The 25457-nt window shown below is 53.1% G+C and carries 23 protein-coding genes and 1 pseudogene; 9 read left to right on the top strand and 15 right to left on the bottom strand.

The window, feature by feature from the left end; translation table 11 throughout:
• Nucleotides 1-87: 87 nt before the first annotated feature.
• On the bottom strand, nt 88-1161 hold the full coding sequence (locus tag ABGA49_RS02905; protein ID WP_347665106.1) for an acyltransferase family protein: 1074 nt from the start codon (nt 1159-1161) through the stop codon (nt 88-90).
• Nucleotides 1162-1450: 289 nt separating this feature from the next.
• On the opposite strand from ABGA49_RS02905, the gene lolC reads away from it, so the two are divergent.
• The 5 genes from lolC to cobB are packed head-to-tail and all read left to right on the top strand — an operon-like array spanning nt 1451 to nt 6373.
• Nucleotides 1451-2650: a lipoprotein-releasing ABC transporter permease subunit LolC gene (gene lolC, locus ABGA49_RS02900; protein ID WP_061494894.1), complete on the top strand. Its 1200-nt coding sequence runs from the start codon at nt 1451-1453 to the stop codon at nt 2648-2650.
• Complete coding sequence (gene lolD / locus ABGA49_RS02895) at nt 2643-3344, top strand: lipoprotein-releasing ABC transporter ATP-binding protein LolD (RefSeq protein ID WP_347665105.1); 702 nt, start codon at nt 2643-2645, stop codon at nt 3342-3344. Before lolC ends, lolD begins: the two co-directional genes overlap by 8 nt.
• On the top strand, nt 3344-4588 hold the full coding sequence (gene lolE / locus ABGA49_RS02890; RefSeq protein WP_134318316.1) for a lipoprotein-releasing ABC transporter permease subunit LolE: 1245 nt from the start codon (nt 3344-3346) through the stop codon (nt 4586-4588). The genes lolD and lolE overlap by 1 nt, the downstream gene beginning before the upstream one ends.
• A gap of 36 nt (nt 4589-4624) precedes the next feature.
• Complete coding sequence (gene nagK / locus ABGA49_RS02885; RefSeq protein WP_061494900.1) at nt 4625-5542, top strand: N-acetylglucosamine kinase; 918 nt, start codon at nt 4625-4627, stop codon at nt 5540-5542.
• A 9-nt stretch (nt 5543-5551) separates the two neighbouring features.
• Nucleotides 5552-6373, top strand: coding sequence for a Sir2 family NAD+-dependent deacetylase (gene cobB, locus ABGA49_RS02880; RefSeq protein ID WP_061494903.1), 822 nt, complete (start codon nt 5552-5554; stop codon nt 6371-6373).
• Nucleotides 6374-6444: 71 nt separating this feature from the next.
• Here the strand turns inward: cobB and potD are convergent, their stop codons facing one another.
• Both potD and potC read right to left on the bottom strand, forming a co-directional pair.
• Entirely contained in the window at nt 6445-7491 is a 1047-nt protein-coding gene (gene potD / locus ABGA49_RS02875; RefSeq protein WP_347665104.1) for a spermidine/putrescine ABC transporter substrate-binding protein PotD, read from the bottom strand.
• Between the two features lie 4 nt (nt 7492-7495).
• Nucleotides 7496-8281: a spermidine/putrescine ABC transporter permease PotC gene (gene potC / locus ABGA49_RS02870; RefSeq protein WP_061494907.1), complete on the bottom strand. Its 786-nt coding sequence runs from the start codon at nt 8279-8281 to the stop codon at nt 7496-7498.
• A 526-nt stretch (nt 8282-8807) separates the two neighbouring features.
• Here potC and ABGA49_RS02865 point away from each other — a divergent pair.
• Nucleotides 8808-9269 carry a DUF3828 domain-containing protein gene (locus ABGA49_RS02865; RefSeq protein WP_347665103.1) on the top strand — a complete coding sequence of 154 codons (462 nt, stop codon included), beginning with the start codon at nt 8808-8810 and terminating at the stop codon, nt 9267-9269.
• A gap of 108 nt (nt 9270-9377) precedes the next feature.
• Here the strand turns inward: ABGA49_RS02865 and potB are convergent, their stop codons facing one another.
• Together potB and potA are read right to left on the bottom strand one after the other, a co-directional pair.
• A complete protein-coding gene (potB, locus tag ABGA49_RS02860; protein WP_061494912.1) occupies nt 9378-10241 on the bottom strand; it encodes a spermidine/putrescine ABC transporter permease PotB in 864 nt (287 codons plus the stop codon).
• Entirely contained in the window at nt 10225-11361 is a 1137-nt protein-coding gene (gene potA / locus ABGA49_RS02855; RefSeq protein WP_347665102.1) for a spermidine/putrescine ABC transporter ATP-binding protein PotA, read from the bottom strand. Before potA ends, potB begins: the two co-directional genes overlap by 17 nt.
• A 273-nt stretch (nt 11362-11634) precedes the next feature.
• Between potA and pepT the strand changes: the two genes are divergently transcribed.
• Nucleotides 11635-12861, top strand: coding sequence for a peptidase T (gene pepT / locus ABGA49_RS02850; RefSeq protein ID WP_061494917.1), 1227 nt, complete (start codon nt 11635-11637; stop codon nt 12859-12861).
• Between the two features lie 83 nt (nt 12862-12944).
• On the opposite strand, the gene ABGA49_RS02845 is transcribed toward pepT, so the two are convergent.
• The 8 genes from ABGA49_RS02845 to rluE all read right to left on the bottom strand — a co-directional run bounded on the left by ABGA49_RS02845 (nt 12945) and on the right by rluE (nt 20775).
• Nucleotides 12945-14066 (bottom strand): cupin domain-containing protein, encoded by a 1122-nt coding sequence (locus ABGA49_RS02845; protein ID WP_061494919.1) that lies wholly within the window; start codon nt 14064-14066, stop codon nt 12945-12947.
• A gap of 59 nt (nt 14067-14125) precedes the next feature.
• Nucleotides 14126-15589: a two-component system sensor histidine kinase PhoQ gene (phoQ, locus tag ABGA49_RS02840; RefSeq protein ID WP_347665101.1), complete on the bottom strand. Its 1464-nt coding sequence runs from the start codon at nt 15587-15589 to the stop codon at nt 14126-14128.
• Nucleotides 15586-16260: a two-component system response regulator PhoP gene (gene phoP / locus ABGA49_RS02835; RefSeq protein WP_061494923.1), complete on the bottom strand. Its 675-nt coding sequence runs from the start codon at nt 16258-16260 to the stop codon at nt 15586-15588. The genes phoQ and phoP overlap by 4 nt, the downstream gene beginning before the upstream one ends.
• Nucleotides 16261-16396: 136 nt before the next feature.
• On the bottom strand, nt 16397-17767 hold the full coding sequence (gene purB, locus ABGA49_RS02830; RefSeq protein ID WP_347665100.1) for an adenylosuccinate lyase: 1371 nt from the start codon (nt 17765-17767) through the stop codon (nt 16397-16399).
• A 19-nt stretch (nt 17768-17786) separates the two neighbouring features.
• A complete protein-coding gene (gene hflD / locus ABGA49_RS02825) occupies nt 17787-18416 on the bottom strand; it encodes a high frequency lysogenization protein HflD (RefSeq protein ID WP_061494927.1) in 630 nt (209 codons plus the stop codon).
• 72 nt (nt 18417-18488) lie between these two features.
• On the bottom strand, nt 18489-19595 hold the full coding sequence (gene mnmA / locus ABGA49_RS02820) for a tRNA 2-thiouridine(34) synthase MnmA (protein WP_061494929.1): 1107 nt from the start codon (nt 19593-19595) through the stop codon (nt 18489-18491).
• 55 nt (nt 19596-19650) lie between these two features.
• Nucleotides 19651-20109 (bottom strand): NUDIX hydrolase, encoded by a 459-nt coding sequence (locus ABGA49_RS02815; protein WP_061494931.1) that lies wholly within the window; start codon nt 20107-20109, stop codon nt 19651-19653.
• Between the two features lie 18 nt (nt 20110-20127).
• Nucleotides 20128-20775 (bottom strand): 23S rRNA pseudouridine(2457) synthase RluE, encoded by a 648-nt coding sequence (gene rluE / locus ABGA49_RS02810; RefSeq protein ID WP_071890692.1) that lies wholly within the window; start codon nt 20773-20775, stop codon nt 20128-20130.
• A gap of 187 nt (nt 20776-20962) precedes the next feature.
• Here rluE and icd point away from each other — a divergent pair, with 187 nt between their 5' ends.
• Complete coding sequence (gene icd / locus ABGA49_RS02805) at nt 20963-22213, top strand: NADP-dependent isocitrate dehydrogenase (protein WP_061494935.1); 1251 nt, start codon at nt 20963-20965, stop codon at nt 22211-22213.
• Between the two features lie 112 nt (nt 22214-22325).
• Here the strand turns inward: icd and ABGA49_RS02800 are convergent.
• Nucleotides 22326-22496 (bottom strand): annotated as a pseudogene (locus tag ABGA49_RS02800) (integrase); the annotation flags it as partial.
• A gap of 442 nt (nt 22497-22938) precedes the next feature.
• Here ABGA49_RS02800 and ABGA49_RS02795 point away from each other — a divergent pair.
• Complete coding sequence (locus tag ABGA49_RS02795; protein WP_134318313.1) at nt 22939-23379, top strand: GNAT family N-acetyltransferase; 441 nt, start codon at nt 22939-22941, stop codon at nt 23377-23379.
• Between the two features lie 266 nt (nt 23380-23645).
• Here ABGA49_RS02795 and ABGA49_RS02790 read toward each other — a convergent pair whose 3' ends face one another.
• Nucleotides 23646-25196, bottom strand: a complete 1551-nt coding sequence (locus tag ABGA49_RS02790) for a methyl-accepting chemotaxis protein (RefSeq protein ID WP_347665099.1) — start codon at nt 25194-25196, stop codon at nt 23646-23648.
• Between the last annotated feature and the right edge of the window lie 261 nt (nt 25197-25457).

The raw sequence follows: 25457 nt of genomic DNA, 5'->3' as shown, positions 1-25457 counted from the left end.
TATACCCCCATGTGGGGGCATATCACTGATACGCAATCCCTTTATTATCTGCGATTGCATTGTTTTAGCCAAGGCGAACGCGTGGGTTTAGCGTGTGGCAATGGCCGGGCGAAGCTTCGCCGGTGGGGTGAAAAAAACATCAGCAAACAGTGCGGTGGAGATTTTCCGCACCAGCAGTCCAGCCAGCGTACAAATCACTAATGTGACGAAAGGGTAGACCAGCAATAGCGCCAGTTCCATTGTTGGCGGCCAGGCACCGGCATTCAACGGTTTGATTAACGCCAGGCTGAAGCCTTCAATCAGAATGCGGTGGGTGGTGTAAATCGCAATGGTATTTGAGCCAACCACATTTAGCAGACTGTTTTCACTCGGCGGGAAACGCTGCTCCAGCTCCCGGAACAGGCGCATGATGCCGACAATCGACAGCAAACAGAGCGGCAACGGCATGTTAAACATCCACAATCCAAACGCCACCACCAACGCGACAGCGAACAACAGGGCGTAGCGACGTATCGCCACGGTTTTCATCCACTCCATGACAGCGTTGCCATACCATGCACCCAGGGTATAGAAGATCATATTGCGCACCACACTGTTCATTCCCCACCAGGGGAGCGGCAGATAATTAATGGCGAGGCTGGCGAGGATCATCAACGTGAGGACGGGGATTTTCCAATTGCTTAACAACTTACAGAGCGTGAAATAGACGATCAGCGCGTACAGATACCACAGACTGGTGCTGGCGGTCAGCATCCCTTGTAAGAACTCTCTCCAGTTGTCAGCGTACGCAGCATTCGACGCGTTACTGAGGTCGCGATCCGGTGCCAGCCAGTCATTAATATGGCTAAGCCCGATCCATTGCAGCACGCCCCAGAGCGCCAGCACATACACAATGCTCCAGATCCGTTTGTCGATGGTCTCTTTCCATGGAACCTCATCGATGTAGCGGCGGATCAGGTAACCCGAGATAAAGAAGAACACCGGCATGCGAAACGGCGCAAGGTAGAGGTTGAAATAGATCCAACATTTCGCCAGCGTTTCGGACCAGGGGTGCTGAAAGAGGTCAAGGTGCGGGTAAAAAGTAATGACTGAGTGATATATTACCACCAGGCAAATACATAACCCTTTGATTTGATTAATCCATAATGTTTTCTGTTTCATTCGTTTTCTTGCCTGTTTTGCCTTAATTTCGGCTATTTATCCTGGGTAGTGGGAGAGGGGATGTAATGGGGAAGTGTCTGTATTTATTGATTTTCGGATTAAGGTGAAGGATTTTGGTCGTACACCGGGCAAACAATGGCTGTTTTGCAGAGATCCGCGAGCCATTAGTAATTTGATTTTCCGGCTTTTTTTCGAAACTTCGTGACGAAATCTTACGGTTTCACTCATTTACGCTCTGCGCTTTCGCTTATATACTTCTCAATCTGCTATCAGCAATCAGACGGATTTCATGTACCAGCCTGTCACACTTTTCATAGGCCTGCGCTATATGCGTGGCCGCGCAGCAGACCGTTTCGGTCGCTTTGTCTCCTGGTTGTCAACCATTGGCATCACCCTTGGCGTTATGGCGCTGGTGACGGTGTTATCAGTAATGAATGGCTTTGAACGTGAGCTGCAAAACAACATCCTGGGGCTGATGCCACAGGCTATTCTCTCTACGCAAAACGGCTCCCTCGATCCGCAGCAGCATCCCGCAAATCAGCTAACGCTGCAGGGCGTCACCCGTATTGCACCGTTGACCACCGGCGATGTGGTGATCCAAAGCGCGCGCAGCGTGGCGGTCGGCGTGATGATGGGTATTGACCCGACACAAAACGATCCGCTGACCCCTTATCTGGTCAACGTGAAACAGAGCGACCTGCAGGCGGGCAAATACAACATCATTCTCGGTGAGCAACTGGCGGGCCAGTTAGGCGTTAACCGCGGCGATCAAATTCGTGTGATGGTGCCTTCCGCCAGCCAGTTCACGCCGATGGGGCGTCTGCCCAGCCAGCGTCTGTTCACGGTGGTCGGGACGTTCGCCGCAAACAGCGAAGTGGATGAGTACCAGATGCTGGTCAATATTGAGGATGCATCACGCCTGATGCGTTACCCGGCGGGTAACATTACCGGCTGGCGTTTGTGGCTTAACGAACCGCTGAAAGTGGATGTGCTGAGCCAGCAGCCACTACCAGAAGGAACGAAGTGGCAGGACTGGCGCGATCGCAAAGGCGAGCTGTTCCAGGCTGTGCGCATGGAGAAAAACATGATGGGTCTTCTGCTCAGCCTGATTGTTGCGGTCGCGGCGTTTAACATTATTACTTCTCTTGGCCTGATGGTGATGGAAAAACAGGGTGAGGTGGCGATTTTACAAACGCAGGGCCTGACGCCGCGCCAGATCATGGCGGTATTTATGGTGCAAGGGGCCAGCGCCGGCATCATCGGCGCGCTACTTGGCGCGGTGCTGGGCGCACTGCTGGCCAGCCAGTTGAATAATTTGATGCCGATTATCGGCGCACTGCTGGATGGCGCTGCACTGCCCGTAGCGATTGAGCCACTGCAGGTTGTTACGATTGCGCTGGTGGCGATGGCCATTGCGCTGCTCTCTACGCTTTATCCTTCCTGGCGCGCTGCCGCCACTCAACCCGCTGAGGCTTTACGTTATGAATAAGATCCTGTTGCAATGCGACAACCTGTGCAAACGCTATCAGGAAGGCAGTGTGCAAACCGACGTGCTGCACAATGTCAGTTTCAGCATGGCGGAAGGGGAACTGATGGCGATTGTCGGTAGTTCCGGTTCGGGTAAAAGTACGCTGCTGCACCTGCTCGGCGGGCTGGATACGCCGACCTCCGGCGATGTGATTTTCCGCGATCAGCCGATGAGCAAACTCTCTTCCACCGCCAAGGCGGATCTGCGTAACCGTGAACTGGGTTTTATCTACCAGTTCCACCATCTGCTGCCGGATTTTACCGCACTGGAAAACGTGGCGATGCCGCTGCTGATTGGTAAAAAGAAACCAGCCGAGATTGACAGCCGCGCGCGTGAAATGCTGTGTGCAGTGGGTCTGGAGCACCGCGCCACTCACCGTCCGTCGGAGCTTTCCGGCGGCGAACGCCAGCGTGTGGCGATTGCCCGTGCGCTGGTCAATAACCCGCGTCTGGTGCTGGCGGATGAACCGACCGGTAACCTGGATGCCCGCAACGCCGACAGTATTTTCCAGTTGCTTGGCGAGTTGAACCGTTCGCAGGGTACGGCGTTTCTGGTGGTGACGCATGATTTACAGCTGGCAAAACGTATGAACCGTCAACTGGAAATGCGTGATGGTCATCTGAGCACTGAAGTCTCCCTGATGGGGGCCGAGTAATGGCTTCGCCTCTGTCGTTATTGATTGCCTTGCGTTTCAGCCGCGGACGCCGTCGCGGTGGGATGGTTTCGTTGATTTCGGTGATCTCGACTATCGGCATCGCGCTGGGTGTAGCGGTGCTGATCGTCGGTCTGAGCGCGATGAACGGTTTTGAGCGCGAACTGAATAACCGCATTCTGGCGGTTGTGCCACATGGTGAAATCGAGCCGGTGAACCAGCCGTGGAATGACTGGAATACCGCGCTGGAAAAAGTGAAGAAAGTGCCGGGCATTGCGGCGGCGGCACCCTATATCAACTTTACAGGGCTGGTGGAGAGCGGTGCTAACCTGCGCGCGATTCAGGTCAAAGGCGTTGATCCGCAGCAGGAAACTGACCTCAGCGCGTTACCGAAATATATTCAGGGCGACGCCTGGCGTAATTTTAAAGCCGGTGAGCAGCAAATCATTTTGGGGAAAGGCGTGGCCGATGCGCTGAAAGTGCAGCAGGGCGATTGGGTGTCCATCATGATCCCTAACTCTGACGACGCGCATAAACTGTTGCAGCCCAAGCGCGTGCGGTTGCATGTCACGGGTATTCTGCAACTCAGCGGTCAGCTTGATCACGGTTTCGCGATGATCCCGATGGCAGATGCGCAGCAATATCTGGAGATGGGCAGCAGCGTTACCGGCATCGCCATTAAAGTCAACGATGTCTTTAACGCCAATAAGCTGGTGCGCGATGCGGGTGAAGTGACCAACAGCTATGTTTATATCAAAAGCTGGATCGGCAAATATGGCTATATGTATCGCGACATCCAGATGATCCGCGCCATTATGTATCTGGCTATGGTGCTGGTGATTGGCGTGGCCTGTTTTAATATTGTCTCCACGCTGGTGATGGCAGTAAAAGACAAGAGCGGCGATATTGCGGTATTGCGTACGCTCGGGGCGAAAGATGGTCTTATTCGCGCCGTTTTCGTCTGGTACGGTTTGCTGGCCGGGTTGCTGGGCAGCCTTTGCGGTGTGGTGATTGGCGTGGTGGTTTCGCTGCAATTAACGCCAATTATCAACGGTATAGAAAAAATTATCGGTCATCAGTTCTTGTCGGGCGATATCTACTTTATCGACTTCCTGCCGTCGGAACTTCATCCGCTGGATGTGGTGTACGTTCTGGCGACGGCGTTGGTATTAAGCCTGCTGGCGAGCTGGTATCCGGCGCGCCGGGCGAGCAATATTGATCCGGCGAGAGTACTGAGCGGGCAGTAATCCCGGCGTGAGCAGGGCCACAACGAAGGAGTGGCGATGAATTACGGATTTGATATTGGTGGCAGTAAAATCGCGTTAGGTGTCTTTGATGCCAATCGACGGTTACAGTGGGAAACACGTGTCGCCACGCCCCATGACAGTTATACATCCTTTTTGCGCGCCATTGCTGAGCTGGTCGCAGAGGCGGATGCACGTTTCGGCGTGAAAGGCACGGTCGGCATCGGCATCCCTGGCATGCCGGAAACCGCCGACGGTACGTTGTATGCCGCCAATCTGCCCGCCGCTAGCGGCCAGTCGCTGCGCACCGATCTTAGCGCGTTGCTAGAGCGTGACGTCCGGCTGGATAACGATGCCAACTGTTTCACCCTTTCTGAAGCCTGGGATGATGAATTCCGGCGCTATCCGCTGGTGATGGGGCTGATCCTTGGCACGGGTGTGGGCGGCGGACTGGTGGTGAATGGCAAGACTGTGACCGGGCAGCGTTTTATCACCGGCGAGTTTGGTCATATCCGTTTGCCCGTCGATGCGCTGGGGCTGATGGGGTTTGATTTTCCGCTCACACGCTGCGGCTGTGGCAAAATCGGCTGTATTGAGAACTATCTGTCCGGCCGTGGTTTTGCATGGCTGTACAAACACTTCTACCATCAGTCATTGTCCGCGCCGGAGATCATCACCCGCTGGCAGCAGGGCGAGGCGAAAGCACTGGCCCATGTCGAACGGTATGTCGACTTGCTGGCGGTGTGTCTGGGTAATATTCTGACCATTATCGACCCGGATCTGCTGGTGATTGGCGGTGGATTATCCAATTTCAGCGCGCTGACGCAATTGCTGCCGGAGCGTATCCGCCCGCATCTGCTGCCAGCGGGCGAGGTGCCGCGTATTGAATGCGCACGCTACGGTGACGCAGGCGGTATGCGCGGTGCGGCATTTCTTCATCTTACTGATCCGTCCTGAGAGGATGCCATGCAATCGCGACGTTCACATCGTCTCAGCCGTTTTCGCCATAACAAACGCCGCTTGCGTGAGCGGTTACGCCAGCGCATTTTTTTCCGTGACACAATGGTGCCTGAAGTGATGGAAAAACCGAGAGTTGTCGTACTGACCGGGGCGGGGATCTCCGCCGAGTCCGGGATCCGCACCTTCCGTGCGGCAGATGGGCTGTGGGAAGAACATCATGTCGAAGATGTGGCGACGCCGGAAGGCTTTGCCCGCAACCCACAACTGGTGCAAACCTTTTATAACGATCGCCGCCGCCAGCTCCAGCAGCCGGAAATTGTGCCCAACGCCGCGCATCTGGCGCTGGCCGAACTGGAGCAGGCATTGGGGGATCGCTTTTTACTGATCACGCAGAATATCGACAACCTGCATGAGCGTGCCGGAAATAAACACATCATCCATATGCACGGCGAGTTGTTGAAAGTGCGCTGTTCCCAGAGCGGGCAGGTGCTGAAGTGGACCGATGATGTCACCCGTGACGACAAATGCCACTGTTGCCAGTTTCCTGCGCCGCTGCGCCCGCACGTAGTGTGGTTTGGCGAGATGCCGCTGGGTATGGATGAAATTTATAGCGCACTGTCGATGGCAGATGTCTTTATTGCGATCGGCACGTCCGGCCACGTGTATCCTGCCGCCGGGTTTGTTCACGAAGCCAAACTGCATGGCGCACACACCGTTGAGCTGAACCTCGAACCGAGCCAGGTAGGTAGCGAGTTCGAAGAGAAACATTACGGGCTGGCGAGCGTAGTGGTGCCAGAGTACGTCGAAAAACTGCTGAAAAAGCTGTAACGCGAAAACTACGCCTTATCCGGCCTCGATACCCGCAGGCCGGATAAGGGGCAGCGCTATCCAGTACGGACTCAACGTCCGGCTTTTAACTTCTGGTAGTACTCTTCGTAAAGGGCGCTGGCGCTGCCGACATCATTTTGCCACTCGCCCTTACTGAGGGTTTCTGCATCCGGGTAGAGGGACTTATCGTTCGCCATTTCCGGTTTCAGCAGCTTACGCGCGGCCAGGTTCGGCGTTGGGTAGCCGATGGTTTCCGCCACTTGTTTGGCAATCTCCGGGCGCAGCAGGAAGTTGATAAGCTTCAGCGCCCCGTCGACGTTTTTCGCATTTGCCGGGATCGCCAGGCTATCCATCCAGAAAATCCCCCCTTCCTGAGGCCAGACGACATCCAGTTGCGTCCCTGCCTGACGCGCCACATACGCCGAACCGTTCCACACCATTCCCAGATTCACTTCGCCTTCCATATAGGGGTTGGCGGGGTTGTCTGAGTTGAACGCCGCGACGTTTGGCATCAGTTTTTTCAGCTCGTTATAGGCCGCTTCAATCTCTTTGGGATCGGTGGTATTGCCGGAGTAACCCAGCTTGCGCAGCGCCATCTGGAACACTTCACGTGCATCATCCGTCAGCAGCAGACTGCCCTTGTATTCCGGTTTCCACAGATCGGCCCAGCGGGTCACGGTTTTCGGATCGATCGCGTCGCCATTGACGCCAATCGCGGTGGCTCCCCAGATATAAGGGATGGAGTAGTCGTTATTGGGGTCAAACGGTTTGTTGAGCATCTGCGGATCGAGGTTATTGAAGTGGGTCAGCTTCGTTTTGTCGATCTTCTGGATCATGCCCTCTTTGCGCATCTTATCCACGAAGTAGGTGGACGGCACGACCAGGTCGTATGCGCCTTCTTTATAGGTTTTGAGCTTGGCGTACATGGTTTCATTCGATTCATAGGTCGAATAGATAACCTTGATGCCGGTCTCTTTAGTGAACTGCTCCAGCAGGCCGGGCGGCACATACTCGGTCCAGTTGTAGAAATAGAGCGTTTTGTTGTCGTCCGCATGCGCGGCGCTCATGCCGATGGCGAGAGCTCCCGCTGCCAGCAGGTGGCGTGACCATTTTTTCATTATCTTACGTCCCCTGAGTTTTGGTTTTATCACGTGCAATCAGCTGGCTGGCAATCACCAGCACCAGCGACAGCACTAACAGAATGGTGGCCAGCGCGTTGACTTCCGGCGACACGCCCACCTTGACCATGGAATAGATTTTTAAGGGCAGAATTTCATAGCCCGGACCGGTAACGAAGGACGAAACCACCACGTCGTCCATCGACAGGGTGAAGCTCAGCAACCAACCGGCTGCAACAGCAGGCATCGCCAGCGGCAGGATGATTTTGCGCAGAATAGTCACTTCGCTGGCACCCAGATCTTTGGCGGCTTCCAGCATGCGCACATCAAAACCTTTCAGGCGCGAGAAGACGGTCACCACCACAAATGGCAGGCAGAAGGTGATATGCGAAAACAGCAATGACCAGAACCCGAGCTGAATGCCCAGTAGCATAAACAGCACCAGTAGCGAAATGGCCATGACGATATCCGGCGACATCATCACCACAAACAGCATACCGCTGACAAACGGTTTACCGCGAAAACGGTAGCGGTAGAGCGCAACGGCTGTCAGCGAGCCAATCAGGGTGGCAAAGGTGGCGGAGAGTACGGCCATCGTCAGCGAGTGTTGCGCGGCTTGCAGCAGACTGTCGTTGTTCATCAACAGGCGATACCACTCGGTGGAGAACCCCTGCCAGTTAATGCCAAAGCGCGACTGATTAAACGAGTTGACGATCAGAATGATGATCGGAATATACAGATACGCGTAAATAGCGGTCATAAAACCGCCGCGCAGCAGTCGACCAATCATGCGCGTTCCACCTTTTTCTTCAGCAAATTGTTCGATTCCAGTGATGTGAAAATTATCACTTTTTGCCACCTCTAGCCTGGTTCACCAACACTGACTGGCCGTCGGCCGTCGTTTGAGGCCGCGCATTTTACAACACTTTGTTTTGCGATCGGGAAAAACTCCCACGTAAATGACGAACTTTACCTGTGTCGGACAACCCGCAACGTTATTGCGTTGCGGTGTTGAGGGCGTTTTATCTCCTGATGGCGGCCATAAACACGGTGGTGTGGAAACACCGCGCTTGCCTGCGGTTCCTGTTTAAAATGAGCTGACTTTCGTTTATTGTCGCCTGGCCTGATGTTATATCCTGGCGTTTACGCCCATTATTTTTAAAAAAATTTCCATCGCCTGAAATAGTGATGGCCCGGTGAAGCACGCAGGCCCGAAATCTATCGGGTCTTGTGCAACGTTCACTCGTCGGGCGATTGAAGCCGGGGAATGGCCATCGAAGATGCCACCCCTCTTATGTGATTGACAGGAAAAACGGATGCGATTGCTCATTTCATTGCTGTTGGCGGCTTATCTCCCTTTTGCCAGCGCCACAACAGAGACCGATATTCAGAAAAATGTCACGGCGTTCTACGCATTTTATCTGCACGAAATTAATCACGATGTTTCGCCAGATAACATCATCAAAATGGAACAAATGAATAAATGGGTATCGGCGACGTTACTTAAGCGTATGGATGAAATTTATACGATGCCGGAGCAAGAGTTACTGATGGCCGATTATTTTACCTACGCGCAGGATGCGTTCCCCGAGTGGGAGAAAACTATAAACGTTTCCCCGGCGTCTTTGGATGGGCAAAGTATGAAACTGGATGTCTGGCTTGGGCAGCAGAATAGCGAACATGCGCATCTGCAGGTTTGGACCCGCAAGGAAAATGGAAACTGGAAGATTTGGCGGGTCGTTGATGCGGGTGACAATATTGAGCAAAAACTTTACTGACACCGCAGTTTAATGGCAACAAGACACGGATAGTGCCTTGCATGGCATGCCATTTACCGCGAAGTAAAGCGCATGCCAGCATCATGGTTCATCCAATGACAGTTAACGTTATTCGCCTAAATCCGTTGCTTTTTTGTTCAGCAATCGCGCTGCACGCCAGTATACCAGCAACATCAGCCCCATCACCACGGTCAGCGTGATGCTGGTGGCGGAGCCGAATGGCCAGTCACGAATATTGAGGAACTGGCTTTTAATCACGTTACCGACCAGCAAATTTTTCGCCCCGCCCATCAGATCCGCAACATAGAACAGCCCCATGGCCGGCAGCATCACCAGCAGGCAACCGGCAATGATCCCCGGCATCGTCAGCGGGATAATAATGCGAATGAAGGTTTGCAGTTTACCGGCCCCGAGATCTTTTGCCGCTTCCAGCAGCGGTTTGTCGAGCTTCTCGATGCTGGAGTAGAGCGGCATCACCATAAACGGCAGCAGAATGTAGACCAGACCGATAATCACCGCGACCGGGGTAAACATAATGCGCAGCGGCTCATCGATGACACCCAGCCACAGCAGGAAGGCGTTGAGATACCCTTTGGTGCTGAGGAAAATCTTCAACCCGTAGATGCGGATAAGTGAGTTGGTCCAGAAGGGAACAATCAGCAGAAACAGCAGCAGCGGGCGCACCTTCGCGGGCAGTTTCGCCAGGAACCAGGCAAAAGGGTAACCCAACACCAGGCAGGACAGCGTGGCGATCGCCGCCATGTTCAGGGAGTGCAGCAGCACGTCGAAATAGAGCGGATCGAGCAGACGCGTATAGTTATCCAGCGTGAAAACCCATTGGACGAAATGCGCATCGTCGCGGGTCAGAAAGCTGGTGGCGATGATCATCACATTCGGCAGGAAAACAAACAGCACAAGCCAACCGACGATAGTGGCGATCACCCCATTCTGGAATTTACTGGTACTCTTCATCAGCCAGCACGACCTCCCAGCTTTCTACCCAGGTTATGGCCATTTTCTGGTCCAGCGAGTGGTCAAAATCCGGATCGTCTTCATTAAAGAACTCACTAACCATCACCATCTTGCCGTTTTCCAGCTCCACCATGGATTCCAGCGTCATCCCTTTGTAGTTGCGTTCACGAACGTAGCCAATCAGACCTTCTGCCTCGCCCACATCGTGGATCTCTTCGACCCGCAAATCTTCCGGGCGCAGCAGCACGTTCAACGGCTGGCCTTGTTCCACCGGGAAGTTAACGTGAATATAGCATTCGCGGCCTTCGACGCTGGCGCGCACGCGGTGCGCATCGACACGCTCAATCACCGTGGCGCTGAAGATATTGATTTCGCCGATAAAGCTGGCGACAAACAGGTTCTTCGGCTCTTCATAGATTTCACGTGGCGTACCATCCTGCTCAATGCGGCCTTCGCGCATTACCACAATGCGGTCTGACATGGTCAGGGCTTCTTCCTGATCGTGGGTGACAAAAACAAAGGTAATACCCAGCTTACGTTGCAGCGCTTTCAGTTCGTTTTGCATCTGCTTACGCAGTTTGTAATCCAGCGCGGAGAGCGATTCATCTAACAACAGTAAACGCGGTTTATTGACCACCGCGCGGGCGATGGCGACACGCTGTTGTTGCCCGCCGGAGAGTTGATGCGGTTTACGCTGGGCAAAGGCGTCGAGTTGCACCATTCGCAGCGCATCCATGACGCGTGGGGTTATCTCTTGTGCCGGGGTTTTTTGCATGCGCAGACCAAAGGCCACGTTGTCAAACACCGTCATATGGGGGAAAAGCGCGTAGCTCTGAAAAACGGTATTGACGTGGCGGTGTTCCGCTGCAACGTGCGTGATATCTTCGGCATCGAGGTGGATATGGCCGACATCGACACTTTCCAGCCCGGCGATCAGGCGCAGAACTGTCGTTTTACCGCAGCCGGAAGGACCCAGCAGCGTCAGAAATTCGCCGTTATTGATGGTGAGGTTAAAATCGGAAATGACATTTTTGCCATCAAAGCTTTTGCGAATACCCGCAAGCTGCACAAGCGGTGAACGCGAACGCGGTTGTGTGTTCAATTTTTGACTCTGTCCCATGTCGACGCATCAAAAGGCTTATCGGATGCGGGGTTTGTGGTTAACCACCTTTGGGTTGTGCACGATTTAAGGGCTGGCATTCTACGGCAAAGCGGTGAAATCGCCAATCGTTGTCGTATTTTCGTCGAACGGAGGGGGAATTTCCGGGCTACGGTTAATTACGTGGGCCGTAATTTTGAAAATATTCTCGTTTACGGGGTAAAAGTGACCTGACGCAATATTTGTCTTTTCACGCTTATTGATAATGTTGTGACATTTTGTGGGGGTGGCTTCATGGACAAATTATTAGAGCGTTTTTTGCAGTACGTTTCTCTGGATACTCAATCAAAGCCCGGCGTCCGGCAGGTGCCCAGCACTGACGGGCAGTGGAAACTCCTGCGTTTACTTCAGAACCAGCTGACGGAGATGGGGCTGGAAAATGTCACATTAAGCGATAAAGGCACGGTGATGGCGGTGTTGCCGTCAAATGTGCAAACGCCAGTACCTGCCATCGGTTTTATTTCCCATGTGGATACCTCGCCGGATTGCAGCGGCAAGAATGTGAATCCGCAAATCCTTGAAAACTATCGCGGTGGCGATATCGCGCTGGGCATTGGCGATGAGATCCTGTCGCCGGTGATGTTTCCGGTGCTGCACCAGTTGCTTGGGCAGACGCTGATCACCACGGATGGCAAAACATTGCTTGGCGCGGATGATAAAGCCGGGGTGGCGGAGATCATGACGGCGCTGGCGGTATTGAAGAAGAAAAACATTCCCCACGGCGATATTTGCGTGGCGTTTACCCCTGATGAGGAAGTGGGTAAGGGCGCGAAACATTTCGATGTGGAAGGCTTCGGCGCAAAATGGGCCTATACCGTCGATGGCGGCGGCGTTGGCGAGCTGGAGTTTGAAAACTTTAACGCCGCGTCGGTGAACATCAAAATTGTCGGTAATAATGTCCACCCTGGTACGGCGAAAGGGGTAATGGTTAACGCGCTGACGCTGGCCAGCCGTATTCATGCACTGGTGCCGGAAGAGGAGAGCCCGGAAAACACCGAGGGCTATGAAGGCTTCTATCATCTCACCAGCATTAAAGGCACCGTTGAACGCGCCGACATGCACTACATCATCCGTGATTTTGACCGCAAGATGTTTGAAACACGTAAACGTAAGATGATGGAGATTGCCAAAAAAGTGGGCAAAGGGCTGCATCCGGATTGTTATATCGAACTGGTGATCGAAGACAGCTACTACAATATGCGTGAGAAAGTGGTAGAGCATCCGCATATTCTCGAAATCGCCCAGCAGGCTATGCGCGACTGCGATATTGAACCGGAGCTGAAACCGATTCGCGGTGGGACCGACGGCGCACAGCTCTCCTTTATGGGATTACCCTGCCCGAACCTGTTTACCGGCGGTTATAACTACCACGGCAAGCACGAGTTTGTGACGCTGGAAGGCATGGAGAAAGCCGTGCAGGTGATTGTGCGAATTGCTGAGCTGACGGCGAAAGGGGAGTAGCCTGCGCTGCCTGACGGCGAAATACATGTCTTATCCGGCCTGCGTGAGAGATGTCGCAGGCCGGATAAGCAGGCGGTCAGGTATTAATCTTCGAAGAACCAGTAACCGCTGTTGACGAGTGCGGCGAGCATTGCGAGGAAAGAGGGATCATCCAGCGCATCGCCAAACATCTCACCCTGCAATACGATATGACTTGCCAGCGCTTCAAGCGCCGGGCGGTGTGGCGAGTTGATCCGCTCGCCGTTGGCGAACACGTCATCACCAATACGCAACACGCGTAAACCGCCAAGACGCACCAGCTTGTCACCCTGTTTCAGCGCATCGTAAATTTCATCCGGCTGATAGGGCGGCTCAGGGGGCGCGATATCCAGTTCGTGGCGTGACTGGGAAATAAATTCGCCCATCCACTCTTTAAACTGCTCCGGCTGATTGATCAGTCCCAGCATCATGTCGCGCAGCTTATCCAGCTCTTCCGGCAGAATATCCGCCGGGTGGGCGCGCTGTGGAACATCCGGATCGCTATAGCGCTGGCTGCCCAGTTCTCGTTGCAGAACGTAATCAGCAAACCCGCTGATCAATTCACGACCGCTGGGGGCACGGAAACCCACAGAGTAGTTCAGTGAATTCTCCAACGAATAGCCTTCATGCGGGAATCCCGGCGGAATATACAGGATATCGCCCGGCTCCAGCTCTTCATCAATGAGCGCCTCAAACGGATCGACCTGCAGTAAGTCCGGGTGGGGGCAGTGCTGTTTCATCGGCGTTTTTTCGCCGACGCGCCAGCGACGGCGACCGGTACCCTGAATGATAAACACGTCGTACTGATCGAGATGCGGCCCCACGCCGCCGCCAGGCACAGAGAAGGAGATCATCAGATCATCGGTACGCCAGTCAGGCAGCACGCGGAACGGGCGCATCAGTGCGGCAGCAGGTTGATGCCAGTGGTTGACGGCCTGCACTAACAGTGACCAGTTGCTTTCGCCCAGGTGATCATAGCTTTCGAAAGGACCGTGGCCCACCTGCCATTTACCGTCAAGATGGCTGACCAGACGGCTGTCCACCTCATTTTCCATTGCCAGTCCTGCCAGTTCGTCCGGGCTGATGGGATCGATGAAATTTTTAATCCCACGTTTCAGCACTACCGGGCGTTTTTGCCAGTAGCGTTGAATAAAGTCTGGCCAGTCTATTTCTACGTGATAGTCCATATGCGTTTCCGGCAAATTATCAGTGGCTGAATAAAGGATTATAGTAATGCCGATAGCGTTCAGTCGCCAGCGATCGCCGCCTGTTGTCGGCCAAAGATCACTTCCATTTTGGCGCCGCCCAGTAAACTCTCTGCGGTGATTATCTGCCCTTCATACTGGTCGACAATTTCCCGGGCAACGGAAAGCCCGACGCCCTGTCCCGGGCGCAGCGTATCAGCGCGTTGCCCGCGATCAAAAACCACCTCGCGCTTGGCTGCGGGAATGCCCGGACCATCATCTTCGACGATAATATGCAGCGTGTCGTCTGTTTGCCGGGCCGAAATCTCGACAAATTCAAGACAGTATTTGCAGGCGTTATCCAGCAAATTGCCCATCACTTCCATAAAGTCATTTTTCTCACCGACAAAACTGATTTCCGGTGAGATATCGACGGTAATGTTGACGCCTTTGCGTTGGTAAACCTTGTTCAGCGCCGAGGTCAGGCTGTCGAGCAACGGCGCAACGGGATGCAGTTCCCGGCTGAGCAGGCCGCTACTGCCGCGCATCGTGGCGCGATGCAGGTAGTAACCAATCTGCTGCGAGATACGGCTGATCTGTTCCAGCATCACCGGTTCGGCATCGGAGACGCTCATCTTCTCGCTGCGTAGCGATCGCAACGTGCTTTGCAACACTGCCAGTGGCGTTTTCAGACTGTGAGTGAGATCAGTGAGTGTGGTGCGGTACTTGTCATACCGATCGCGCTCACTTTTCAGCAGGCGGTTAAGATTGCGAACCAGACTGGTCAGTTCGCGAGTGGTCTCCGGATTAAGCTGTTCGCGGTGATGCTCTTCCAGTTCGCGGACTTCACGGGCCAGCGCTTCAATGGGACGTAAACTCCACCACGCCGCCAGCCACAACAGCGGAACCACCAATAACAGGTTTGCGGCCAGCACATAGACAAACCAGCTCCACACCATATAAGAGCGTTTCAGCTCAATCGGAATGGTATCGATCACCACAATGGTTAATTGCGGCATACGGCTGGTGGCCGGGTAGATATTGACCGCGACAGAGTGTGTCATCTCAGAACTGCTGTCATCTTCGCGGATCTCTTTCAGCTCTTCAGCAACGGAGTGATCGTCATCAATCAGTGTGCTGCTGGCATCAATATCCGCTTCAATTTCATGAAAGCCATTTGTCCGCAGCCAGTCAGGGTCGATACTGTTTTCCAGCCAGGGAACATCCCGCTGGGACCAGATCAGTTTGCCGTTCTGGTCGTAGATCAGCGCCATGGTCGGGCTTTGCAGATTGAGGTTTTCCGGGAGATCAACGCTGAGCCGATTGTTTTCCCATTTTGCCAGCGTATAAAACAGGTTGCTCTCTCCCCGCAGCAGACGGAAGGTGGTCTTGTCGAAACTGACGCTGTAACCCACCAGCGCCACCATGCCATAAGCGAGGGAAAGCACCATCACCACCGCTGCGGTGGCAAGTAAAAAACGGACCCGCAGGGAAAGCGGCAGGAGGTGTCGCAACACGCGTCTCATTTAGGTAATTCGAAGAGGTAGCCCTGACCGCGCACCGTGGTGATCACATCTTCCGGATACTGTGTCTGGATTTTTTTGCGCAAACGTCCCATCAGCACATCAATGGTATGGCTCTCACGTAACTCTGCATCAGGGTAGAGCTGAAGCATCAATGAATCTTTGCTCACCACTTTACCGCTATTGCGGATCAGCGTTTCCATAATGGTGTACTCGAATGCCGTGAGTTTTATCACATCGTCGTTAATCGACAACTCGCGACGGGAGAGGTCCACCTGAAATGGCGGCATAGAGATCAACTGAGACGCGAGGCCGCTGTTGCGGCGCATCAGCGCCTGAATGCGGGCAACGACTTCTTCAATGTGGAACGGTTTGGTAACGTAGTCATCCGCGCCAGCACTCAATACTTCAACTTTATCCTGCCAGCCTTCACGAGCGGTCAGCACCAGAACGGGCAGGGTGACGTCATGGCTGCGCCAGCGACGGATCAACGACAACCCGTCTTCGTCCGGTAAACCGAGATCGACAATGGCGATATCAGGAATATGTTCATTAAGAAAATAATCGGCTTCCCTGGCATCTTCCGCCGCATCCACTTGATGCCCCAGCTCCTGTAGCTGCACTTTTAAATGGTGACGCAGCAGGGCATTGTCCTCCACAACCAGTATGCGCATCGTCAGAACTCTCCTTAAGTTTTTGATGAATTCAGTCTAACGCTGATTGTGGTGCAGGAGGGATAAACATTTATTAAACCGTAGAAGTAAGAAACCCTCTTTTCCGGGGAAAAGAGGGTGAGCGGCCCACAGTCGATTATTTGAGCTCGTCGACCATGGTGATGGCGCGACCAATATAGTTGGCCGGGGTCATCGCTTTCAGGCGGGTTTTTTCGTCTTCCGGCAGTGCAAGACCATCGATAAACTGCTTCATGCCTTCCGCGTCAACGCGTTTACCGCGGGTCAGCTCTTTGAGTTTTTCATAAGGCTTCTCAATGCCGTAGCGGCGCATCACGGTCTGGATCGGCTCCGCCAGAACTTCCCAGTTGTGATCCAGTTCGTCCAGCAGGCGATCGCGGTTCACTTCCAGTTTGCTCACGCCTTTCAGCGTTGACTGGTAGGCAATCAGCGCATAACCCACGCCCACGCCAAGATTACGCAGTACGGTGGAGTCGGTCAGATCGCGTTGCCAGCGGGAGACAGGCAGTTTGCTGGCCAGATGCTGCAATACTGCGTTAGAAAGGCCCAGGTTGCCTTCTGAGTTTTCAAAATCAATCGGATTGACTTTATGCGGCATGGTAGAAGAGCCGATTTCACCAGCAATGGTTTTTTGCTTGAAGTGATTCAGTGCAATGTAACCCCAGATATCACGGTCAAAATCGAGCAGGATGGTGTTGAAACGCGCCATGCAGTCAAACAACTCGGCAATATAGTCGTGCGGCTCGATCTGCGTGGTATACGGGTTCCACTGGATCCCCAGTGAGGTGACAAACTCTTCGCTGAACTGATGCCAGTCCACTTCCGGGTAAGCCGCGATATGGGCGTTATAGTTGCCCACTGCGCCGTTGATTTTACCAAGGATTTCCACCTGGTTTAACTGACGGAACTGGCGTTCCATACGGTAAGCGACGTTCGCCATCTCTTTACCAATGGTCGACGGCGTGGCTGGCTGACCGTGGGTACGGGAGAGCAGCGGGATATCGCGATACTGCACCGCCAGCGCTTTTACCGCGTCGATAAGCTGGCGCCAGTACGGCAGGATCACCTCATCACGGGCGGTTTTCAGCATCAGGGCGTGAGAGAGGTTATTGATATCTTCTGAGGTGCAGGCGAAATGGATAAATTCGGAAACTGCATGCAGCTCAGGGAGCTCCGCGACTTTTTCTTTCAGAAAATATTCAACCGCTTTGACATCGTGGTTCGTGGTGCGCTCGATGGTTTTAATGCGAAGCGCATCTTCTTCACTGAAGCCGTCGACGATTTTATCGAGGAAACCGTTTGCGTGGTCAGTAAAAGCAGGAACTTCCTTGATCGCCGCATGAGTCGCCAGTTTTTGCAGCCAGCGCACTTCTACCTGGACACGAAATTTCAGCAAACCGTATTCGCTGAAGATCCCGCGCAGCGCGCTGACTTTATCGCCGTAGCGTCCATCGACAGGGGAAACGGCGGTCAGTGAGGATAATTCCATAAGTCACAACTCCGGGAGGTTAACAATGAGCAAGAATGTTTTTGGCCTGGGTCGACAGGCGATTTCGGGACAACATCAATTGCAGGCGACCGCCGCCGACCTGGTGCCAGAGCACCGCAGCGCGGATCCCGGCCAGCAGAGTGGCGCGGACTTTTGCCTGTACCTGCGGGCTTTGCAGCACCGCGGGTGAACCGGTGACCTGAATACGTGGTCCCAGTGGGCTGATGACATCAACATATATTGCCGCCATGGCGCTGAGCAGCGTGTCTGATTGCAGATCGAAGTGCTCAAGCTGGCGTTGCAAACTGGCGATGCGGTTACCGAGCGTATCCATTGCCTGTTTATTACCGGCAAGTTTACGCTCCAGCACCATCATACTTAAGGTATAGCGGGTCAGTTCGGCATTGAGACCCTGGCGACTGCTGGCATTCAGTACGCCAAGCAGCGTTTCCAGCCCGGTGCGCAGATTGGTTTCGCTGCCGCCAAAGACGCCAAGCGTGGAGTCAGGGTTCAGATCAATCACGCTGTTCAGCGAGACATGCAGCGCGTCGCTGTCACAATGCCCCTGGTGCGCCAGTTGTTGCACCAGACGTGCAGACTGGCAAATGCCTGCCAGCGCCAGGGTAATGTCGTAATAGTTCTTCGCCACACTCACTCCTTTTTTGACCCGCATTGCAACCATTGCGCGGGCTTTCGCCAGTCCGGTTTTATTGACTCTGTATTACAGGGGCAGCGGCAGACGCTGCTCGATAATACCGCCACCCAGGCACACTTCGCCGCTATAGAACACAGCGGACTGGCCTGGCGTGACGGCCGCAACCGGGTTGTCAAAACGCACGTCGATACGGTCGGCGTCCAGCACGGTTACGGTGCAGGGAATATCTTCCTGACGGTAACGGGTTTTCACCGTACAACGCAGTGTGCCCTGTAGCGGTTCGCGATCCACCCAGTGCAGTTGCTGTGCGATAAGCCCCACGGACATCAGGCGAGGATGCTCATGGCCTTGCGCGACAATCAGGATATTCTTTTCCACGTCTTTATCGACCACATACCACGGCTCTTCGCTGCCGTCTTTGGTCCCGCCGATACCCAGGCCTTTACGCTGACCAAGAGTATGGTACATCAGACCCTGGTGCTCGCCGATCTCTTCACCCTCGACGGTGAGGATTTTACCGGGCTGCGCCGGCAGGTAACGACCAAGGAATTCGCGGAATTTACGTTCGCCAATAAAGCAGATACCGGTAGAGTCTTTTTTCTTCGCGGTTGCCAGGCCCAGATCTTCGGCGATTTTACGCACTTGCGGTTTTTCCAGCTCACCGACCGGGAACAGGCTTTGCGCGATCTGCTCGTGACCTAAGGTATACAGGAAGTAGCTCTGATCCTTATTGCCATCAAGACCGCGCAGCAGGCGGCTTTTGCCGTCCACATCGGCGCGGCGCACGTAGTGACCGGTGGCAATATAGTCCGCGCCGAGATCTTCGGCGGCAAACTCAAGGAACGCTTTAAATTTGATCTCTTTGTTGCAGAGAATATCGGGGTTCGGCGTGCGCCCGGCTTTGTATTCAGCCAGGAAATGCTCGAAGACGTTGTCCCAGTATTCTGCGGCGAAATTGACGGTGTGCAGCTCGATGCCGAGTTTGTCACAAACGGCCTGCGCATCGGCCAAATCCGCTGCAGCGGTGCAGTATTCTTCGCCGTCATCCTCTTCCCAGTTCTTCATGAACAGGCCTTCCACGTTATAACCCTGTTGTTGCAACAGGTAAGCGGAAACGGAAGAGTCGACACCGCCGGACATACCGACGATCACTTTTTTTGGGCTATCAGACATAGAATACTCACGACGTAGAACTTCAGGGCGGCGTATTCTATCACGGGCTGGCGGCTCAGGCATCCCCTGTAAACGGCCAGTTAAATGCTGCGATAGTTTCCAGTGGCAAACGCGGGCAGTTCTGATAACACCGAATGCTTTCCGCAACCAGCGGTGAGCGCAGGTTTGTCGCAGAAAAGATCTCTTCGGCCGAGACCCAATGGCAGCGATCGATATCGCTATCGTGGGGTTCAGTGGCGCACATTTCGTTAAGCTCAATCGCAAACAAAAAGCGCAGAAACGGCGTGCGATCGCGCGCTATCCACTGATGCATTCTAAGAAAATGTTGTGGTTCAGCGCGAATGCCTGTCTCTTCCCACAGTTCGCGGGCGGCAGCCTGCGTCAGGGTTTCGTTGGCTTCCAGATGGCCTGCTGGCTGGTTCCACAGGGCTTTGCCGCGAATCGTCTCTTCAACCACTAAAAATTTCCCCTGCGCATGTACGACGCAGGCAACGGTTACGTGGGGTTTCAGCATCACTACTCCCTTATAAGATTAAGCATCTCGCCATTCACCGTTGGCGAGGTTATCCAGCGTGTAAGTCCCCATAGCGTAACGGATAAGCCGCAGAGTAGGGAACCCGACGTGCGCCGTCATTCTCCGCACCTGGCGATTACGCCCTTCATAGAGGGTAATTTTCAGCCAACTGGTGGGAATGGACTTCCGTTCACGGATTGGCGGGTTACGCGGCCACAACCACTCTGGTTCATCGACCCGTTCAACACCTGCGGGAAGCGTCGGACCATCGTTCAGGTCAACACCATTACGCAACGCATTAATGGCCTCTTCGGTTGGTTCACCTTCAACCTGCACATAATAGATCTTGCCGGTGCGTTTGCCAGGTTGCGTGAGGCGCGCCTGTAATGCGCCATCGTTGGTCAACACCAGTAATCCTTCACTGTCGCGGTCAAGCCGCCCGGCGGCATAAACGCCTTCTATGGGAATAAAATCTTTCAGCGTGCTGCGCCCGGCTTCGTCAGTGAATTGCGGCAAAACATCGTAGGGTTTATTGAATAAAATCACACGTTTTGGCTGGTTTTTCCGTTCGGGTCTGGTGGCTTGTCGCGAGCTGAATCGCTCAACCCGGTGATTTCTAAAAGAAGTTTTGTTCATGGTATTTTCAGTGATTATCAATTGCCGCATTATAGCTGAATCACGATTGCCTTTCATGGAACCCAACTATCGGTTAGTATTGATGGGCTCATTACAATTCATTAACAAAAAACGGTTTGCTCTGTGTGATTCACGTAACAGGTGAGCGGACGCAGTCTGAGCGCCCCGGCATGAAGTCAACGAGCAAAACAACCAGAAGCGCTCGAAGGAGAGGTGAATGGAAAGCAAAGTAGTTGTTCCGGCGGAAGGTAGCAAGATCACCCTGCAAAATGGCAAGCTCAACGTTCCGAATAACCCGATTATCCCGTTCATTGAAGGCGACGGTATCGGTGTTGACGTGACCCCGGCAATGCTGAAAGTGGTTGATGCCGCTGTGGAAAAAGCCTACAAGGGCGAGCGTAAAATTTCCTGGATGGAAATTTACACCGGTGAGAAATCTACCCATGTTTACGGCCAGGATGTCTGGCTGCCGCCTGAAACACTCGATCTGATTCGTGATTACCGTGTTGCCATCAAAGGCCCTCTGACGACGCCGGTTGGCGGCGGTATCCGTTCTCTGAACGTTGCACTGCGTCAGGAGCTGGATCTCTACATCTGCCTGCGTCCGGTACGTTACTACCAGGGCACCCCGAGCCCGGTTAAACACCCTGAACTGACCGATATGGTTATCTTCCGTGAAAACTCAGAAGACATTTACGCCGGTATTGAGTGGAAAGCGGACTCTGCCGATGCGGAAAAAGTGATCAAATTCTTGCGTGAAGAGATGGGCGTGAAGAAAATTCGCTTCCCGGAACATTGCGGTATTGGTATTAAACCGTGTTCCGAAGAAGGCACCAAACGCCTGGTGCGTGCGGCGATTGAGTACGCTATCACTAACGATCGCGACTCTGTGACGCTGGTGCACAAAGGCAACATCATGAAGTTCACCGAAGGTGCGTTTAAAGACTGGGGCTACCAGCTGGCGCGTGAAGAGTTTGGTGGTGAGCTGATCGACGGCGGTCCGTGGCAGAAAATCAAAAATCCGAAAACCGGCAAAGAGATCATCATTAAAGATGTGATTGCCGATGCGTTCCTGCAACAGATCCTGCTGCGTCCGGCTGAATATGACGTTATCGCCTGTATGAACCTGAACGGTGACTACATTTCTGATGCCCTGGCGGCGCAGGTTGGCGGTATTGGTATCGCCCCGGGCGCGAACATTGGCGACGAGTGCGCTCTGTTCGAAGCGACCCACGGTACCGCGCCGAAATATGCAGGTCAGGACAAAGTGAACCCGGGTTCTGTGATCCTCTCCGCAGAAATGATGCTGCGCCACATGGGTTGGGTTGAAGCGGCTGACCTGATCGTTAAAGGCATGAGCGGCGCGATCAACGCCAAAACCGTGACCTACGATTTCGAACGTCTGATGGAAGGCGCTAAGCTGCTGAAATGTTCAGAGTTTGGCGACGCGATTATCGCGAACATGTAATCCGCCTCGCGGGTTAAACAAGAACGGGAGCCGGATGGTTCCCGTTTTTTATGCCCTCAAAAAATCTTCCCCAAAACTTTCCCCAAAACCTTTCCCCAAAACTGGATGAAAATTAACCAGCTTTTGAACCAACTATAACCCAGTCTTTTCCTCTATCATCGTTATATTTGTCGGTCATTTTCCTTGATTTATGCCCCAATAATTTCTGTGTATCCGGCCTTTGATCTCGATAAAGTCTTCCTGAAAGGGAGCGCTGCTCGTGAAACGTTGGGGCTGTACCTTTATACCCAGGCATATACCCCGTAGTGCTTTTTGCCGGTCGTCTAAACCGGGTGGCCTTTTCATTTCACCCTCTCTACTGACACTTTCCATAAGCTCAACCACGCGTTGGTTATGGCTAACGGGGGATCAAGTTGAACCGGGGGGACCTGACTCAAGGGCATGGGTGAGGTCACTGCCTGAAAGCGGCAAAAAAACCAGCGCGCCGGGCTTTTGGGTTTACGGCCCGGACGCGCATTTGGCATGAGCGGTCCCTTTATAAGGAGAGGGTGGAAAGGTTCGAATTCTTCATGACCCACCGCACCGGCCAGTGCTCAGAGGATATAACCGCTGATTTCTCCTCCAATGGTTTGCAGCCACACCAGTATTTACCCATGAATTCGTTTTTTATCAGTCTTTCCTGGGCGTATATTTGTTAAGTTTAGTCTTAAGAGGTTTAGATAAAGATGGACGTTCTGGTACGGGAAGTAAAAGAGGGTGATTATCACGACTGGCTGGAATTATGGGAGGCCTATAACGATTTTGGTGGAGGTACGGTAAGTCATGAAGTTACAACGTTCACCTGGCACCGGGCAAATGATCCGGGTTCACCCATATTCTGCCGGGTTGCTGAAGTAAATAAAAAAGTCGTGGGTTTTGCCTTATGTGTCTTGCATGAAGGCACCTATGTGGTTACGCCCGTTTGTTATCTTGAAGATTTTTTCGTATGCGAGTCCCTGCGAGGGGAAGGTATTGGACGAGCAATTTTGCAGCACCTACATGATGAAGCCACCACCAAAGGCTGGGCAAAAGTTTACTGGTTTACCCGAGCGCAAAATTCTGCCCGCAAACTTTACGATAAAGTGGCAGTGACAGATGACTTTGTTCGATACCGAATGGTTTTGTAGATTTATTTTTTATGCTTTATTTTCGTTGCGGGAGAGTCAATCTCACTCAGGCAGCCATCTGAAAAATTAATCACTCACCAGCCAGTCAGTGAAAGGGTTTCTGTGATTTAATCCTTAGTGGCGCTTTTAACTTTAATTTGAATGGATAAACGAATACGAATAACTGTCCGCTCCTCGCACAAAGCAGACCTGACTGCTCGCGGTCTGGTCGTTTGTGCCAAAAGCGGACGTAAAATTATTGGCGAGAGTGGGTAACGGTGGGGCCGTCAGGCGAGTTTAAAAATCGCAGCCGAGCGGTTTAGCTGAGCAGCCTGATCTTCCAGCGACGCGGCCGCAGCGGCAGCTTGTTGAACCAGCGCGGCGTTTTGTTGGGTCACTTCATCCATCTGCGAGATAGCGATGCCGATATGCTCGATACCGTTAACCTGCTCGCCGGAGGCTGTGTAGATTTCTGACATAATTGCTGAGACGTTACTGATCGCCGTGACTATCCCGGTCATGGTTTTGCCTGCCTGAGCGACCAGGTCTGTGCCTTTCGATATACGGTGATTCGAGGCTTCAATCAGCGATTTTATCTCTTTTGCCGCTGTCGCGCTGCGCTGCGCGAGAGCACGCACTTCGCTTGCCACCACAGCGAAACCACGGCCCTGCTCGCCCGCGCGAGCGGCTTCTACTGCCGCGTTGAGCGCCAGTATATTTGTCTGAAAAGCAATGCTTTCAATTGTGCCGATAATTTCGACCACACTTTTCGAGCTGTCAAAAATAGCAGCCATGGTGGTAACGACTTTGTCCACCACTACGCCTCCCTGCTGTGCGATTTCGGACGCGTCGGACGACATGCTGCTGGCATTTTGCGCGTTAGAAGCATTTTGCCTCACAGTCGCCGTCAGTTGTTCCATGCTGGCTGAGGTTTCTTCGAGAGACGCGGCCTGCTGCTCTGTTCGTGCAGCGAGATCAGTATTGCCCATCGCGACTTCTTTAGAGGCGCTGTCGATAGAAGACGCGGCGGCCTGAATATCAGAGACCACCTTTATAAGTTGTTCCTGCATGGCGGTAAGGGCGACGATCAGAATACCCGTTTCATCTTTTGAACGTGCTACCAGACGGGTGGAGAGATCGCCTGCAGCAATCGCCTGAGCCGCTTTTACCGCTTCCTCAAGCGGAAGGGTAACAGAACGGGCAAGGACGTAGCCTAAAGCAGAAGCGATAAATACGCCCAACAGCGCGCCGATAAACAAGGTAATCCGGGTGTTTGTTTGAACGGAATCGACGGAACCCTGCCGTTCGCTGAGCAGATTTGTCTCGGCATTGACGATTTCATCAATGGTTTTACGCATTTGATCCATCTGCGGCTTGCCAGTGTTGGCTTCGAAGGCCGCATTGAAATCCACCTGTGTCATTGCTCCCGTATTTAGTGCGCGACGGTGATCAAGCAACTCAGCGACGAATTTCTCCTGCCACTCTTGTTCCTGCTTAAGCAAACTATCCAGGCGCTTTTGTTGTGCAGGGTTATCCGCAGTCAATCCTTTAGTTTCCTGCAAAAATTTAGCAAAATCCTCTTTGCCTGAACTCCATGGAGCCAGCATTTCTTCTTTGCCATTAATCGCATAGCCACGCAGACCGGTTTCCATATTCACCAGGCTTAAGGTCAATGCACGGCTTTTGTCGATGACGCGCCAGCTATGAATATTCCATTCGTTGGTATTAACGATGTTGGAAAAATTAGAATAGAAAGTTGCGCACAATGTCAGTAATAAAACTAAAACGGCGCCAAAGGCAAAAAAGAATTTTTTCTTGATAGGTAAATTCCTGAACATTTTAACCTCGTTCCACAAAGTTTGGTTGAGTAGCCTGAAGAGCCGTAAAACATATAAGTTATCGGCATGTTTTTTTTTGGCTTTAACTAAAACTCAAGAAAACATCTGACGCGAAGAATATATTCATTTTTGCTTTTTTATGTGCATCTTTTCAATAAGATAGCTAACTGCATTGCAAACGAATATTGCTTGTGGTGTATCGTATTTCTTTCTAAGGAACTGGTCTGTAGCCATCAGGGAGCCTTAACAATGTATCAAGGT

It is taken from the genome of Kosakonia sp. WA-90 (assembly GCF_039871955.1).
Classification (GTDB): domain Bacteria; phylum Pseudomonadota; class Gammaproteobacteria; order Enterobacterales; family Enterobacteriaceae; genus Kosakonia; species Kosakonia oryzendophytica.
The sequence above is the reverse complement of the archived record's forward strand: the minus strand, read 5'-3'. Positions and strand labels throughout refer to the sequence as shown.